The sequence below is a fragment of the Cryobacterium algoritolerans genome (assembly GCF_004402785.1).
GTDB classification, from domain to species: Bacteria; Actinomycetota; Actinomycetes; order Actinomycetales; family Microbacteriaceae; genus Cryobacterium; species Cryobacterium algoritolerans.
On record NZ_SOFP01000023.1, the window covers coordinates 98,153 to 111,783 of the forward strand.

Annotated in this window: 9 protein-coding genes and 3 pseudogenes; 4 read left to right on the forward strand and 8 right to left on the reverse strand. The window is 60.5% G+C overall.

What is annotated here, in order from left to right:
• Positions 1-83 precede the first annotated feature (83 nt).
• The 8 genes and pseudogenes from E3O19_RS05175 to E3O19_RS05205 form a co-directional block, all read right to left on the reverse strand.
• Positions 84-434 (reverse strand): hypothetical protein, encoded by a 351-nt coding sequence (locus E3O19_RS05175; protein ID WP_134565833.1) that lies wholly within the window; start codon positions 432-434, stop codon positions 84-86.
• A complete protein-coding gene (locus tag E3O19_RS05180) occupies positions 431-1,876 on the reverse strand; it encodes a glycosyltransferase family 2 protein (protein WP_134565835.1) in 1,446 nt (481 codons plus the stop codon). Before E3O19_RS05180 ends, E3O19_RS05175 begins: the two co-directional genes overlap by 4 nt.
• A 489-nt stretch (positions 1,877-2,365) precedes the next feature.
• Positions 2,366-2,899, reverse strand: coding sequence for a hypothetical protein (locus tag E3O19_RS05185; protein ID WP_134565837.1), 534 nt, complete (start codon positions 2,897-2,899; stop codon positions 2,366-2,368).
• 62 nt (positions 2,900-2,961) lie between these two features.
• Complete coding sequence (locus tag E3O19_RS05190; RefSeq protein WP_166804466.1) at positions 2,962-4,623, reverse strand: DUF4012 domain-containing protein; 1,662 nt, start codon at positions 4,621-4,623, stop codon at positions 2,962-2,964.
• A gap of 199 nt (positions 4,624-4,822) precedes the next feature.
• On the reverse strand, positions 4,823-5,848 hold the full coding sequence (locus E3O19_RS05195) for a polysaccharide pyruvyl transferase family protein (RefSeq protein WP_338145073.1): 1,026 nt from the start codon (positions 5,846-5,848) through the stop codon (positions 4,823-4,825).
• Entirely contained in the window at positions 5,845-7,050 is a 1,206-nt protein-coding gene (locus E3O19_RS17685) for a polysaccharide biosynthesis protein (protein WP_166804468.1), read from the reverse strand. The genes E3O19_RS05195 and E3O19_RS17685 overlap by 4 nt, the downstream gene beginning before the upstream one ends.
• Entirely contained in the window at positions 7,047-8,393 is a 1,347-nt protein-coding gene (locus E3O19_RS05200) for a hypothetical protein (protein ID WP_166804469.1), read from the reverse strand. The genes E3O19_RS17685 and E3O19_RS05200 overlap by 4 nt, the downstream gene beginning before the upstream one ends.
• Positions 8,394-8,977: 584 nt before the next feature.
• Positions 8,978-10,107: pseudogene (locus E3O19_RS05205) on the reverse strand (IS3 family transposase).
• Positions 10,108-11,137: 1,030 nt separating this feature from the next.
• On the opposite strand from E3O19_RS05205, the gene E3O19_RS05210 reads away from it, so the two are divergent.
• The 4 genes and pseudogenes from E3O19_RS05210 to E3O19_RS05225 form a co-directional block, all read left to right on the forward strand.
• Positions 11,138-12,226: a lipopolysaccharide biosynthesis protein gene (locus E3O19_RS05210; protein ID WP_166804470.1), complete on the forward strand. Its 1,089-nt coding sequence runs from the start codon at positions 11,138-11,140 to the stop codon at positions 12,224-12,226.
• A gap of 345 nt (positions 12,227-12,571) precedes the next feature.
• Positions 12,572-12,670, forward strand: a pseudogene (locus E3O19_RS18770) (IS982 family transposase); the annotation flags it as partial.
• An 81-nt stretch (positions 12,671-12,751) separates the two neighbouring features.
• Positions 12,752-13,192: a hypothetical protein gene (locus E3O19_RS05215; protein WP_134565847.1), complete on the forward strand. Its 441-nt coding sequence runs from the start codon at positions 12,752-12,754 to the stop codon at positions 13,190-13,192.
• Between the two features lie 238 nt (positions 13,193-13,430).
• Positions 13,431-13,631: pseudogene (locus tag E3O19_RS05225) on the forward strand (IS3-like element ISAar46 family transposase); the annotation flags it as partial.

A 13,631-nucleotide genomic window follows, 5' to 3' on the forward strand; every position in this document is an offset into this window, starting at 1 on the left:
GTGCAGTCGTCTGTGAGCCGCGGACGGGCAAAGTCAACACCCCGTGCTCCTGGTTCAGGCGGCGCGATCCTGCCGCAACCGGCTCAGGGCCGGCGAGATCGGGGTGGCTCGCCTTGTCCCGGTGAAGAGCGATTCAGGCGCCTTTCACCCAGCCGTCGCATGGCGTCGCGGAGAGGCGCCCTGCGGAGCGACAGAATGCTCACCCGCGGCACCGCGTGCGACGCCGACTTCGGGTAAATGCTTCGGGTCTCCGTGCGGCGGTTCCGTCCCGTGATCCAGTCGGTGACGTACACCATCGGAAGGATCTTCGCGATGGCCAACGCAACATAGACCACCGTGTTGATTCCGACGAAGGCCGCGAAGACGGCAAAGAACCCCGAGGCCAGGATGGACTCCGGTAGAAGGATTCCGGCGTGAATCACCGTGGTTTTCATTGTGAGGCCGCCAGCTCGTCTGAAGTCGCGGGTGAATGTGCGACATGGCCCCAGGTCGCCTGCCTGCCGAGGGTGATGTCAATGATTCCTTTCACGTAGACCACGTTCAGGAACATGTCGAACAGCAGTTCGGGGAGCAGGACCAGCGCGAGGATTCGTGCCCGCCAGCCCCCCTTCCAGACGCTGACCACGCGTTCGGCGATGAAGATGGCACCGAGACCCTGCCAGAACGGGAACCACACCCAGTTGTTCACCGCGGCCACGGTCAAGGCCATCAGCAGCATGAATGCGGTCAGTGCGATGACACTGTAGCCGATGCCCAGTTGCTGCGCCCAGTACCGCAAAGTGGCCGGTGTGACACCGTAGGCGCCGATGTTCTCCAGCGCTCCCCGCTGCCACCGCAGTCGTTGTTGCCACAGCGAGCCGAAAGTGGGCATCAGCTCGGTGACGACAGTGCACTGGGAGGGGGAGGTCATCAGGCCGCCGAGGGACTTCAACGCGAGGGTGAGTTCGTTGTCTTCGGTCAGCGCCGCGGTGTCGTAGACGTCACCGTGAGCTCCCGGTATCGTGACGCCGCGGTTCTCGGCCACGGCGCGCAGGGCGGCAGGCCGGAACATGGACGCGGTCCCGGTGAGCACGAACACGCGACCGCGCCGGCGGGCGATCTCCCGCGAGTACCGCACATACTCGTTGCGCTGGAGCTGGCCGAGTATCCCGAATCCCTCTTCCCCGTAGAAGAGACCACCGACCGCCATGAGGGCACGGTCATTGGTGAAACGGGACACCGCGTGCTCGAGGAAGCCGTCATCCAGCGAGGTGTCGGCGTCCATGACCATGACGATGTCGTTGTCGCCCTGCCCGGGAAGAAAGTCCTTGAGCGCCTGGTTCAGCGCGCCGGCCTTCTTCGTCGTGTTTCGCACGGACTCGAAGACCTCGACGCCGAACTGCCGGGCGACGGCCACGGTGGTGTCGGTGCAATTGTCGGCCACAACGATCACTCGTTCCGGCCGGTGAGACTGGGCGAGCAGCGACGACAGAGTCACCGGGAGCGACGCTTCTTCGTTGTGCGCGGGGATCAGCACGGTCACCGTGACCGGGCCGGCGAAGATGCCTCGCGTCGGAGCCATCACGACCTTCGGCGACAGGGGCGTGACCCGGGGATTCGACGATCTGCGTGATCGATTCGACACGCGGCTTTCCATCAGCGCCACCCCGGCCGCGCAGAGAACAGCCAGGGCGATCGCGGCGAGAATCACGCGAGGGGCCGGCGCGTTCATGTCGTAGACCACGGGCACAAAGCCGAAGACGAGGCCCTTGCTTGTCGCCAGCCCGCTGGCCTGCGGATCCGCGGCGATCGCAATCCAGAGGGTCGCGGCCGCACCGCTCGCCGCTGCGGCGATGACGAGGCCAACGGCTCGTGCAAACCAGGTCTTGTCCCCCATGGTACGACGCTATCAGCCCCGTGCCCCCAAAACTCAGGGCACGACAACTGGGGTGCGTTTTTTTTGCGGGCGATGGTGCGAAGTACGCCGGACTGTGAAATATCGCCCCAACCAGCACATGCCCGCCGGTTCGCTGGGCACCTGAACTGGACGTCTCACGCCGACCCTTGGGTGGCTGGGTTCGGGCCATGAGCATCCGACGCCGGACGCGTCGCATCCGCCGTTGGCGTCGACGCAACCAGGACAGCCGCTGGTTCCTGCTCGGCCGCGCCCTCATTCATCGCGGTCGCAGCGGTCACGGCGCTGCTCCTGGTCATGAACGCGTTCCAGCACGTCTGAGACCGGGTGCGGAAGTACTTATCATGCGATTGTCTCCACCCCTGAAGCCTAGCCGTGGGCGCCCGGCCGCCGGCCCAATGCGAAATGGCCCCGCACGTGAGTGCGGGGCCATTCAGGGTGAACCTTGGTGGCGGTTAGGCCAGGAGCCTGTTACGCGTTCGCGCGCTGGCGGCGAACGATGCCCATGACGACAACGAGTGCGATGCCGAGCAGGAGGGCGCCGGCGGCACCCCAGATGAGCAGCATGGGTGCTTCGTAACCGGTGTGGGCGAGGCCCTTGCCGGCGCCGGCGTCAGCCGCGGCAACCGTTAGGGTTGCAGTGCCGATGTTGGCCGAGGTGAGGCCGGTGGCCGTCACCGTGTAGGTGCCGGTGGCGTCGGCGGGAAGGGTGACCTTCACGCTGACGGCGCCTGAGGCGTCGGCGGTCTTGGTGAGGGACACCGTGGCGGCCTTGACGGCCGACAGGGTGGCGGTGCCCGATCCGGTGCAGGTGAACGAGACGCTCTCGCCGGCCGTGAACGATCCGGCGGCGAAGCCGACCGTGACGGTTCCGCCGGCGACGACGGCGCCTGAGGTCGTGACCTTGTCGGCCGCGACGTAGCCCGCGGCGTTAGCCGCGGCCGGTACTGCGAACACTGCGAGGATCGCGAGCGCGATCACCGCGAAAGTCTTTTTGGCCATCATGAGGTCCCCCTAGGTGAAGTGAAAGTTGTGCCGACGCCGAACCGCGTCGAGAAGCACAGTTCTTACCATAAGGCAGATTCACAGGATGAATCTACGAGCCGTGTTTCATTTTGATTAATTCCCGGTGTCATCTGGGCTATCAGTGAGGATTTGTCAGGTCGCTCCCCGAGCCAGCCGAACTCCAGCACGGTGCTCTCGCCTGGCGCCAGTTCGACACTGAGGGCACTCACCGGGTAAGAGGAATCGGTCGCCGGGTGATAGCCCACCACCGCGCCATCCCGCGTCACGCCTAGGTTCTGCATCCCGGGCACCCCATAGACCGACACGACCGTCTTCACGTTCCCCGGGGCAACCCCGTAGACGCCCGCGCCGGTGACGTAGTCAGAGAGACTAGTCGCGGCATCCGCGGGAGCCGTGTTGGTGAGTGTCACCGTGACCCCATAATTGGGGCGGCCGTCTTTTCGGCATGTCACCTGCCCCAGCGTCACTTTCGTGTCAAGGTACATCCCCATCTTCGCCCCGGTGCCGTCGTTCAGGTAGACCCCGAACCGGGTTCCGGTGGCGTCGCTGACCGGCAGCCCGCCGGCGAGCGTGGTGTCGGCGAGCACGGCCTGGTCTTCCGGGTGCGCGCTCCACACCAGCACCCGGTGCTCACTGCCGGCCTGCGCGAGCGCCTTGATCAGCTCGACCGGGTCGGCGTTGCCACTGGACACCGCCGAAAACACGGATGCTGCCGCCGCCGCGAAGAACTTGTCCTGGTCGGCGGGGTTCTCGTAGCGGGCGTAGACGTCGCTGAGCAGCAGCTTCACGGCGTTGTCCGAGGTCATCACATCCCCGGTCGGCAGGGTGATCGGCCCGGTGGCCTTGAGAAGATAGCTCAGCGACACAGGGTCGATGGAGACCACCCCGTCGGCCTCCACTCCGAACTGCCGTTTCCACATCTCGCGCGCCAGCAGCGCCGACTGCGGAAAGTCGGGGGTGAGGTTCACGTCTTGGATGTACTGTCCGGTGATGTCGCCGTAGAGGCCGCGCGTCTCATCGGAGAGCGGCAGCACCGGCGTTTCATAGAAGGGGAAGTCTCCGCTTGATGCCTGTTGCGCAAGCGCAATCTTCCCGTTCTCGGTATGAAGGAGCGCCACCGCGCCGGCAATCCCCCCAGTCGCCCGCAACTCGGCCGGGTTCTGGAACAAGAGCACGTAGTTTCGCGGCCCAGAGGCCCCCAGCATGTTCGGCACCAGCCGGACAGCTCGGTCCACGTCTCCCACGCTCCGGGACGCCTGGGTGACGGACGCCGAGAGTTCGTTGGCCCCGTTCCTTATTTCTGGTACGTTCGCTGATGTGTTGATCGACGCTAGCTGTCGATCAGCCGCGCTTAGCGCCGATTCAGCCGCCGCGAATTGCGATTGCGCGTCGACAAGCGGTCTCAGATCGATGGCGCCGTCGACTGGTTTGAAATCGTTCATCTTTATGGCACCAACGACATCGGCCAAGGGCACGATCGCGTTCTTTGCAACGTTGTCGACTACTGCGGCGAGCTGACGCACAGTAACGAGGTTAGGTCCAAGATAGGGCAGCACTTCAAACGCCCGCCAGACCACGTCGCTTGTCAGATTCGCAGCATTTGCCGAATGATGCCCAAGTTCCGTCGACGCCCTAATCGCAGCCGCTCCCTCATTCGCGAAGACGTGATTTTGGATTTCTGAAGCAAGCGGGACGGAAGCCACCAACTCGTCCCTCGCCAAAAGACCCCTAACTGCGACCCAGCAAGTCGCGGCAGCTAGGAGAATCATCGATGCGGATGAGACCCAGAAAATGGTTCTTCGAATCCGTAAGCGGCTATGCGCCCGGCGAATGACGGAGCGGGCCAGAGTCACCAAATCACTCCCTTTAACAAAACTTGATCGTTCTTCCAGCTAGAAACATTCATAAGACGCTGCCCAAGTGACGCAGGGCACTGTCGAGTTGAGCCTCGACTCGAGCACGTGCCATTGCCACCGAAACCGCATCTGCAAGAGGAGTAATCGCGCTCCATCCATCAATACCTTCGATCCGTGAAATGCCAAATTCGGAAATAAACGCGTCGATTTTTGGCGAACTCCCGAGTGCCGCCACTGGGACTCCGACCATCGCGGAAATATACATGGCGTGCATTCGTGAAGCGATCACCATTTTGGATCGCCCAAACACGGTCACGGTGTCCTCCCACGTCAGTCCACGGAGAACCTCGATTTGTGAACCGACTTCGTCCAAGAGCGATTCCGAGTCCCCGCGATCCTCACCCTGATGCATCGGGACGAAAACGATGGTATCGAATTCCGATTTGAATCGGGCCACTGCGTGGCTAGTTAAGGTTTGTGCATCAAGAGCAGTAAGAGCCAGAACTAGCTGGTTCGACTGCGCGACATTCGAGCTTGCGATCAGATCTCCTAGCCTGTCTGCAAAGAGGAGGCTTACGTCAGCAGCCAGTTCCACTTTGATCTTCAGAAGGTCAGCACATCGTTGAACAGACTCGAGGTCACGGGCCCACACTCGACGACCCTTCACGGCAAGTCGAACAAGGCAACGCATGGTCCAACGAGCAATGGGATCGCACCCAACTCCGAAATACACCACGGGCGTGCGCGAGATCCATCCAATCAAGGACACGAAAAGGATGAGTCGAGGCAGGCCTCCAAATAACTCGCTGGGCTGGTCATCCTGAAGCAGAGTTCCTCCCCCAACGATGACAGCGTCGGCATTCCGAATCTCTCGAATTAGACCCCATGGCCCCGTCAACTTCTCACGAGCCTCAATGCCAACAGTCCTGAGCGCCCCAAAGTCTGCGACGCTCACGTCATGACCCCTCGATCGAACACCCGCAGCAAGCGCGTCAGTGAGAAGCGCGTCCCCGAGATTGGTTGGCACGCCCGAATCCGTCGTTCGGTCGGCAGACACCAATAAGAGTTTCACGCTGACGCACCTGCAGTCCCCATCCGGGCGAAAAGGAGGCCAAACCCAGCTGAGAGAGCCACCTCGCTCACAAGCGTGACAGCGGCGAGACCAGGTGCACCATAGATGGGCGCAAGCAGCGCACTCATGGTGACAGCGAACATCCCAACAAATAGAGTGAGCACGAACCGAGCTCTAACTAGTCCAATTCCCATAACAAATGCCACTAGAGCGTAGTTCCCCCACTTAATTGAGATCGATCCGACAATGATCAAGAAGACTAGCCGCGGCTCGAGAGCGCCGCCGACAGCCTTCTCGATGAGCGGGGCACCAATGAGAAGAAGGACGCTGACTAGCAGGCCAGCGCATGCGAAGGATGCCCAATAGAAGCCTGGACCGTTGGGTCTCGAACGGATTCGCGGTGTGAGTTGCTGAGAGACAGTTCCCGGCACCATCTCCAGCGGCTGAACAATGCGATAGACGAGCGCCAGAGCAGCGACCTGGTTCAATGGTAAAACGAGAGAACCGATCACCAAGGGCGCCTGGGAGTACAACGCACTTAGCGAACCCGTGGCTCCGAACTCAAGCACGCGCCGAAAGAGACCATTCCTTGAGAAGGACGCACCTCTGATAGATCGCACCACAAGTGCGAATGTTCCTCCAGTGACTATGCAAGAGGCTATGGGAAGCCCCAGCAGCCATGACAGGTCTCTTGTCATTACCGCCCCAAGCACTAGCGGGGCTTTCGCGAGAAAATTGACGATATCCGGAATGGAAAAGAGTCCATCGCGCCGCGCAACGAGCAATGGTGCTCGAACGCTTCGTCCGGTCCCGTCGAATATCTGTGACAACGCGACCGCGCCGAGCAAGACTATCGCGCGAACGGTTGCGTGCGGGCCAGTCGATACCAAGACGAACGACATTGCCACGGCCGAGCCAATCGTCGCTAGACCGGCGTGAAAGGCCACCACGCGAATGTACTCACCCCGGGAGAGGGAATCACCAGCCGTAGAAAGAATGAAATTGGCTGCACCGGAATCGGTCAGGATGGCAAACGAGCCGAGGAGTCCAATCCCTGCAATCAACATTCCACGTTCTGCCCCTGTGGCTGTTGAAGCGACCAAGATCAACACTGCCAGCTGAATGAGCCTACCGATGATGGTCGTTGCGGTGGGCAACAGTAAGACGACCCTGCGCCACTCGCCGGAACCGCGACCAATCATCGAATCGATGGGAATGCCCGCAAGTCGTCTTGGCGAAGACCTTCTCGGGACCCGCCCTCGATTGACCGGATTCCGGAAGTGTGCCAATACACGAGGATGACAGCAACCAGAACTTGCAAAATAGAGAGGTAGCTGAGCCGGAAGAAGACTGGAATCACATCCGAGAGCGAAACATAGATAACGGTTAGGACGGTCGCTTGAGCCAGATTAGTGCTCGGAATCAATCGCCTAGCAAATCCCGCCAAGACGCCAGTGAAGAATCCATATCCGAAGCTCACTGCGACCACCCCAGGCCAACCAAAACTGACGAAACCCCAGATTGGCGCTGGGAGTCTGAGTCCGCCCGAACTGATTGCGGAAACGTCGACCCCCGGATTAATAACCGACAAAGACCATACTGACGGATTCCACTTGAAATTACCCGGGATCAGACCGCCAACAAAAGTGAGACCGTGAGTGTACTCCGGCCTGTCCAACCACTTCGTGAAGAAATTAATCTGATCGGCGACGTCTGGCGAACCAGCGGCAATCTCGGCGAGAAACGACGTCGATGCATAGGACCCGTGTGCGAAGGAATCGACCCCCCAAAGTGACAAGACGTAGTACAGGGCGCTTCCCACGAAATACACGCCGAGGATTCCCAAGAAGTAAATCCACATACCGCGTCCGCGCGTTGCCACTAGAATTCCTGCAAACAGTAATATGCCGCTGAGCGCGGGCTCGCGCTGCAGTGATAACAGCATTACGCCAAGGGAACCAACGAGAATCATGTACCACTTGGCACTTCGGTATTTCCATGCGTACATTGCCACCAGAGGAAACAAAAGGGAAATGGCCGATGTTGCCAGTCGGTACAGCGGCGCCACCGGCCCATACCGCACGGCATACTCGCCCCGGAAAAACTTGGCCGCGTAAGGGTCGGCCGCAAGCGCAGGAATGAACCCCATGACAGTGAATGAGGCAACCATTCCGAGAATCGAAAGCACAACAATGATTTGCGTTCGCTTCGACATATTCCCCAAGCCTGAGAATGTGGCGAACGAGATCCGGTCTAGGACGCGTGACCAGTCGCCCAAACGCCCGACCCATCCGCCGATTGCGACTCCGAGCGTGCAGGCGACAAATCCGAGCACAATGACTTGAGCGTATAGGTCCAATGCAGCTCCGGACACGTTCGATAGCCCGTCAAGCAAAAGGATGGGTATGACGTAAGCAACGATGCTAAATGCGAGTTGAGTATGCGCAACGATATTCCATCGACTCGGCCAGGCGAGATATGAAACTACCGCGAACCCGCTAAGGCTAATACAAAGCAGTAGAGGGCGGGCGTCGAATGCACTCACCTGAGGATTCAGAACACCGCCGACTACGACAAGCAGGCCCCACACAGCGGCAATTACGATGAGAATACTGCACGCTGCCCACAGCATCCGACCGAGTTTCTGATTCAAGACACCCTCAAGACTCGTAGAATTTACGGTTTGAGTCCCCAGAACACTCCCGAAAGTAGACTAGTTAGGCGACTGTCAGGTGCTCTCGCCCGCAGCACTCATTCACGCGCGGCGCCCAAGCTAAATCGGCAGAATTCGCTCAGGACCTCGCACCAGAGGTGTTAGCACCCGGTGACCAAGTCTCAAGGTACAGGATGTCATCGCCACTTCATAACTAGCATGTGCTCACAAATTCAAATAGCGCGGACAAAAGGCGCGGATCTGCATGAGACCCAACTTGAATCCCGATCGGTGAAGGTGAACTCAACTGCGAGAAAGGCGATCTCGTCGAAAAACGCGTGGCTGCGGCGGGAAGAAGTCTCGGATACCGGACCTTGTCCCCCTGAATGAAAGATCGTCCCGCCGAGGCGGACGACCGAAAGACACCGAGGCGCTGGGAGGGCGACATGGCCTTGACCCCGGAGAGTGGACACGGGTTAAGCGGCGAGTTGGATCTCTGCGGCCTGTGACGAGTATTGCATCTCGAAGTCGACTGGTGTGACCTGCCCGATCGAGGAGTGCCGTCGGCGCCGGTTGTAGCGGTCCTCGATCCACTCCGCGACGCCCTGGATCGCGCGGGCCCGGGTGGGCCAAACGCGGCGGTAGTAGAACTCGGTTTTCAGGGTCGCGAAGAAGCTCTCGGCCATGGCGTTATCCCAGCAAATCACGGTGCCACGGTCCGAGTGGAATATCACCGTCGCCGGACGGTCCCCGCGGAGCACCATGGCCATCGTGAGGGCGTCCTCGATGAGGTCGGTGCGCATGTGATCGGCGATGGCCCAGCCGATGACGCGGCGGCTGTGAGCGTCGATGACGGTCGCCAGAAACACCCACCCCTCCCAGGTCCTCAGATACGTGATATCGCCCACCCAAACCTGGTTCAACGCCCCGGTATCCCACTTCCGTTTCACCGCGTCGACCGGGTACGCGTCAGCGTGATCGATGATCGTCGTCGTCTTCCACTTCTTCGGACAAATGCCCACTAAACCCAGGCGCCGCATGGTCGCGGCGACGGTCTTGCGGGAGACGACCTCCCCGTCCGCGCGAAGATCGGCCAGGATCCTCGGGGCCCCGTAGACCTCGTCGGAATCACCATGGAAGAAGGTGACTTTCTGCTCAATGTGCACCCGCCGAATCGACGCCGGCGACGGGGCCCGGCCGGCCCAGGCGTAGTAGCCGGATCGGGAGACGTCGAGGAGGCGGACCATGCGGGTGATGGTGAAGTTGGTCTTCTCCGCCAGCATCAGTTCGAACGCTTGACGTTCGTATCCGATGCTTCCTGGGCGAAGAAGATGGACGCTTTTTTTAGAAACGCCCTGTCCATCTTCAGGTCCGCGTTTTCCTTGCGTAGCCGCAGCAGCTCGGCCCGTTCGGACTCCGTGACCTCGGTCTGCCCAGTCTCGTTGCGGGCCTTGAACGCGGACACCCACCGGCCCAGCGTGACCTCGTTGATCCCGAGCTCTCGGGCGACGGTCGCGACCGCTCTGCCGGTGGTCAAAACCAGCTTCACGGCCTCGTCTTTGTACTCAGGAGTGAACTCCCGACGTGATCTTGCCATAGTGAACATTCTCTCTTGTGAGGTGTCCACTCGACGGGGTCAGGGCCAACATGATCGTCGGACGCTACAGCGCGTCGCACATCGTGACCCTGGTCAAACGGCACAGCCGTATCCTGATCGCCATCACGCTCCCGCACAGGCGAAGAGGGAGAAGGTGATCCCGGCGCTCATCGAATCCTTCAACATGCTGCCCGCGTCCATGCGCCGAACATTGACCTGGGACCGCGGCAACGAGATGGCCCGGCACGCAGATTCACAACAGGGACAGGGAATCCCGTGTTCTTCTGCGTCGCATACTCGACCTGGCAGCGCGGCACCAACGAAAACGCCAACGGGCTGTTCCGCAAAGATCTCTCGAAGACACCGATCTCAACCTGAACGACACCACCAGACTCGAGCAGATCGTGGCCGAGCGCCACTATCGCCCATGCAGACTCCCCAGGAGATCTTCAGCGCGCAAGCGTTGCCTTGACCGCTTAGAACTAGCGTCGATTCTGGCCGGGGATTCAACCGTCGCGAAACTGGTGTTGTCGCCATCTGCAGTTCAGCCTACAAGCCCGAACCCGAGTCGCAGCCGGAGAAAGGCCTGTGACTTCATGGCCACGAACAGGTCGACCTCGAAGGCAGTCCAGATCTCGGACTCTCCCATCCTTAATTCAGGTTCATTCGCCTCTAAAGCCTTCGATAGCCAGCTCTGGGACGGGTACTCAATGGGCCGAGCGCCAGGCCTTCCTTGGAATAGAGTGAAGGGGTTGTCTTTGCGGGGAAAGACCGAGATCTTGAAGATCTACATCTCGTGGTGGGGGCGACGACCGTGGCCTGCCCAAGGAAGGAGCGGGCAGCTCAATTCGGCGTTTGAAGAGAATCGAGAATACCAATGAGTCTCACTGCCAAACCATTTCTATTCCTGCTTCCCACCGCAAGTACTGGTCTCGTGAGGATCCTTCAACTCGGGATTATGCTCGTGCTTGCGAATGTAGCTAGCGGAGCAGAACGCAGTCTACTCGTCGCTGGATTCGGCCTTCTAAGCTCCTTCGCTATGATTACGGATTCCGGCGCAGGCAATTTTTTGCTTTCGATTCCGCTCCGCCGCATTGGCAAATCAGTCTACGCAAAGGCTGTCGCCTTCCATTTCACGTTGGCGGCCATTGGTGGGCTCGTAGCGGTGGTCTTCATCGGATATCCTGTTGCTGGATCATTCCCGTCCAACTCCCTGCTCATACTCGTTGCACTCGCGGTGACCCAGGCAGTCGACAGCACCGGGCGTATCACTCGGGCTCCCACGATGGTCGCAAAGAGAGACGCGCTGTACGCACTTCCTGACATTCTGCTCTTTTCACTTAAGCTACCGATTCTTGTCGCTGCAATCCTGACGGCGAATCTAGACATGTTGCTGTTCCTTCCATTGCCGTCTTTGCTGGTGGCTACCGTCACGTTCAGGCGTACACATCGAGCTCTCCCTGAGACAGACCGCGACGCACTTGGCGTCTACCGTCGGATACTTGAGTTCGGGGCAACGGGTGCGCTCAGTGCGTTCTACTCTCAGTCACCTCTTCTTATTGCGGCTGTCTACCTGCCGATCTCGGACACTGCGGCGCTGGCCATCGTTTACCGAGTTGTTCAGGCACTGGACGTTGTGCCAGGCACATTATCGTTGCAACTTGTTCCCCGTGTCAGGGATCGCCAGACTCGGCCGTGGGCGTATTGGGCAATGTTCTTCTTTGGCGGCGCGGTTGTCGCCCTCTTCGTAATCGCACTGAAACCAGTGATCGAGCACTACTTCCAGCAGCCCCCCGTTGGTATCTTGCTCTTTTCTTTCGTAGCGTTGTCCTACGCGCCAAAATCGGGCAACTACGCGCTGTCCGCATACCTAATGGGAACTAACAGGATTCGAGTTCGGCTTCAGATAACGCTACGTGCGTGTTTTGGGGCGTTAGCACTTTCTCTCGTTGTCGTCCCTCGCTTTGGCGCCACAGGGCTTGCGGCCGCGACGCTTCTCGTCGAAATGCTCTTCACGACAGGTGTCGCGATCGCTCTCCACCAGGCATCCAGACGTTTGAAGTCGCCTCCGACAAAATCCGGGGACCGTACATGGCGAAAGCGCTTGGCAAATGCTCGTCAACGCTAACTCGTTCCGCAAACAAGCCCGGAACTACCCCGTGTTGGCCGGCTGGGACTGCTGTCGGTTGGGACTGCCCCGAGTTCAGTTGACTCAATGACGTGCCCTACGGGTTGGTTACCCAAAACGGTGTGAAGATCGGGCTCTCTGTGAGAGGCTTTTCCATGCCACGACCATTCCCTGTCGAGTTCTGGAGGCGAGCGGTCGCGCTCCCCTACGTGTCAGGGTGAGTTGAGGCCAGTAGCTCAGAGCAAGTCCGCCGTTTGACGTAGGGCGAGAATCAGGAAGTCCCACCATGTCCAGCCCCTCGTTGATCGCCGTGCGCGACGATAGTTCCATGAACAACAGCAGNCCCAATGGGTCGAGTCCGTCTTCGACACCCTCAAAGGCCAACTCACCCTCGAAGAACACGGCGGACGCACCATCCCCGGCGTCTACTCCCGCGTCGCCGCCCTACGTGTCAGGGTGAGTTGAGGCCATTAGCTCAGAGCAAGTCCGCCGTTTGACGTAGGGCGAGAATCAGGAAGTCCCACCATGTCCAGCCCCTCGTTGATCGCCGTGCGCGACGATAGTTCCATGAACAACAGCAGTCCCGGCCCCCGCGCGGGCGGTCCCACGCCTCGGCGGTCGTTCACGCCGAAGCAGAAGCTCGATCATCTCGCCGCCTACGAGGACGCTATTTCCCGGAATGGGGGTGGCGCGTATTTGCGGGAGCAGGGCATCTATTCCACCCAGATCACGGAGTGGCGAAAACTACGCGATGCGGGGGTGCTGCAGGGCAAGAAACCTGAGGAGAAGATCGGCCGGCTCACGCCCGAGCAAGCCGAGATCGCGAGGCTTCGCCGCCAGCTCGAGTTGACGGAGCGGCGGTTGGAAACGACGGGGGTGGCGTTGGAGTTCATGTCAAAAATGCACGAGCTACTCGAAAATCTTTCGAAGAGCTCGCGGGACGAAACACCGCACACGAAACCGTGATGACCACCTACCGCGACCTCGCTGACCGTGGCGTTCCGACCCGGACGGCCGCCAGCCTGGTCGGCTTGCCGCGGGCGACCGCGACCCGGACGCCCCGCACCCCGGCCGCCGGGCCGCTGCGGGTGCCGGCGAACCGGCTCGATGTCCTCGAGCGGGCCCGGATCCTGGCGGTGGTGAACTCGGCCCGGTTNTCCTCGAGCGGGCCCGGATCCTGGCGGTGGTGAACTCGGCCCGGTTCGTGGACTTGCCGCCGATCCAGATCTACGCGCAGCTCCTCGATGAGGGCGTGTATTTGGCGTCGATCTCAACGATCTACCGGGTATTGGCCGAGAACAAGCAAGTCAAGGAACGCCGACGCCTGGCCCGTCACCCGGCCCGGGCGATCCCGGAACTGGTCGCCACCGGCCCCGGCCAGGTCTATACGTGGGACATCACGAAA

Bases quoted from the DNA above. Each gene is read 5' to 3' on its own strand.
- E3O19_RS05175 (WP_134565833.1), bottom strand. From the start codon at position 434: ATGAAAACCACGGTGATTCACGCCGGAATCCTTCTACCGGAGTCCATC.
- E3O19_RS05180 (WP_134565835.1), bottom strand. From the start codon at position 1,876: ATGGGGGACAAGACCTGGTTTGCACGAGCCGTTGGCCTCGTCATCGCC.
- E3O19_RS05185 (WP_134565837.1), bottom strand. From the start codon at position 2,899: ATGATGGCCAAAAAGACTTTCGCGGTGATCGCGCTCGCGATCCTCGCA.
- E3O19_RS17685 (WP_166804468.1), bottom strand. From the start codon at position 7,050: ATGATTGGTCGCGGTTCCGGCGAGTGGCGCAGGGTCGTCTTACTGTTG.
- E3O19_RS05210 (WP_166804470.1), top strand. From the start codon at position 11,138: ATGATTACGGATTCCGGCGCAGGCAATTTTTTGCTTTCGATTCCGCTC.
- E3O19_RS05215 (WP_134565847.1), top strand. From the start codon at position 12,752: ATGTCCAGCCCCTCGTTGATCGCCGTGCGCGACGATAGTTCCATGAAC.